Below are 1,744 nucleotides of genomic sequence, written 5' to 3'. Positions count from 1 at the left end.
CTTGAAGCACTTCGATTAAATCCTAATAATGCAGATGTTCATGCTAGCTACGCTTATTTGATGAAGAGTGTAGGTCAAAATAAAAAGGCTTCGAGGTTAATAAAAAAAGCGATTGAATTAGATCCAGAGGACGGACGTATTCTACGGTTACATTATTTAATCGAAGGTGACGAAAAAAAAGAAAAAGATCATTTAGATACCATTCAAACTTATATTAATTCAAATGATAACGAACTGAACAAACTTCTTCACTTAGGGGTAACAGCCAAAAATCGAAATAAAACAAAAGAGGCAGAGGAATATTTTCGCCAAGCATTTGCATTAGATCCGAATAATGAGAAGCTATTAAATATTCTTCAAGAATTAGAGATTATAAACCATCCATTACTAGCCATTAGTCGCTGGGCTCATAAAATAGGTATGCACTATACATGGATTGTGGGCATTGGTGTCTCTATTCTCTTGTTTTCATTAGATTTTGATACTGCAGGAGGAGCTTTATTTTCTTTATACGTTGTATTTTGTATTTATATTTGGGTGTCAGAACCAATAGTGAAATTATTATTAAAGAGAAGAAGGTGAGTAAGTGGAAAAAATAAAATGGCTCCATCAGATGGTAGAACAAAGCCCTCAAGACCCTCAAGCACATTATTGGCTAGCGAAGGAACAAGCAGAAAGTGGCAATCTTTTTGAGGCAGTGCAATCCCTATCTACTGCTCTTTCTTGCTGTGAAGACGATGAACTTCGAAAGGAAATAATTCAAGAATTATCTATCGTAAGTATGAAATTGCAAGAACCACTGACCAATGAAACGGTTGTGACTATTAACGTACAGGAAGATTCGATAGATGTAGAAGAAATGGAAGAAGTAGATGAGGTGCAAGTAGTACAAGAAGAAGCAGATTATTCGGTTGATCAAAAAGATAACTTGAGTCTATTAAAGACAAAGTTAAAGGTAATCGATGGAGAAGAGAAGCCTAAGACAGTTCAAAAGAAATCTCATCATGTTACGTTTGAAGACGTTGCTGGCTTAGAGGATTTGAAGAAAACGATTACACTCCGCATTATAAGTCCCTTCTATAATAAAGGGTTGTTTGCAAAGTTTAAGAAAAAGTCAGGGGGTGGGGTTTTACTTTATGGTCCTCCAGGTTGTGGTAAAACATTTATTGCAAGAGCAACAGCGGGAGAATGTAAAGCAAACTTCTATCCGGTGCATATTACAGACATCATTGATCCTTACATAGGTGTTAGCGAAAGAAATTTAAAGGGCATCTTTGACAAAGCGCGCTTTCAGAAACCAAGCATTATGTTCTTTGATGAGGTAGATACAATCGGCTTTAGCCGTTCAAAATCCTCTGCAACTCATAGGGGGATAATTGATACATTTCTTTCCGAAATGGAGGGTATTGATACAAGTACAGATGAAGTGCTAGTCATGGCTGCTACTAATACTCCATGGGATGTAGATAATGCACTCAAGCGTCCAGGAAGATTTGACAGACTCATATTTGTTGCACCTCCAGATGAAGAAGCGAGGAAGCAGATCTTCCAGCTTAAGCTGGGCGATCGGTATGCGGAAAATATTAATGTAGAGCTGTTAGCCCAAAAAACAGAGTTTTTCTCTGGAGCAGATATTGAAAACGTCATAGAAATTGCATCAGAAAATGTCCTTTCTGAAATTTTAACTACTGGGAACGAAAGACCTTTAAATACAGATGATATGCTGGAGGCACTAAGTAATCAA

General features: G+C 37.0%; 1 protein-coding gene and 1 pseudogene. Both read left to right on the top strand.

Going from position 1 to position 1,744, the window contains the following annotated elements; all coding sequences use genetic code 11:
• A pseudogene (locus AC06OU_RS11245) lies at window positions 1-582 on the top strand (tetratricopeptide repeat protein); the annotation flags it as partial.
• Between the two features lie 4 nt (window positions 583-586).
• Window positions 587-1,744 (top strand): ATP-binding protein (locus tag AC06OU_RS11240; RefSeq protein WP_475855839.1); only part of this gene is annotated, 1,158 nt, incomplete at its 3' end.

Source organism: Psychrobacillus sp. (assembly GCF_056205495.1).
Note: the sequence above shows the minus strand (reverse complement) of the source record. Positions and strands in the feature narration are given on the sequence as shown.